Below are 265 nucleotides of genomic sequence, written 5' to 3'. Positions count from 1 at the left end.
GCGGCGCCGTGGACCTCGTAGTACAGGTGGACGCCGTCACGATTGAGCTTTGGCATGCCCGAACCTCCCATGTGCCCGCCTCTTCGGGGGCGGCAGGTGATCCTGCTCACCCACGGCTATTCTGCCACCTCGCAGATGTGGAAAGGGCAGATCGCGTCCCTCAGCAAGAAGCACAAGCTCGTGATCTGGGACATGCGCGGCCACGGCCAGAGCGACTATCCCGACGACCAGTCCGAATACTCCGAGGAAAAAACGGTCGCAGACA

At 62.3% G+C, this 265-nt stretch carries 1 protein-coding gene; it reads left to right on the top strand.

Features of this window, described 5'->3' with window-relative positions; genetic code table 11:
- Positions 1 to 54: 54 nt before the first annotated feature.
- Positions 55 to 265 (top strand): alpha/beta fold hydrolase (locus tag RMT89_RS46340; RefSeq protein WP_399499020.1); only part of this gene is annotated, 211 nt, incomplete at its 3' end.

The organism is Streptomyces sp. P17 (genome assembly GCF_032436805.1).
Lineage (GTDB): Bacteria > Actinomycetota > Actinomycetes > Streptomycetales > Streptomycetaceae > Streptomyces.
Note: the sequence above shows the minus strand (reverse complement) of the source record. Positions and strands in the feature narration are given on the sequence as shown.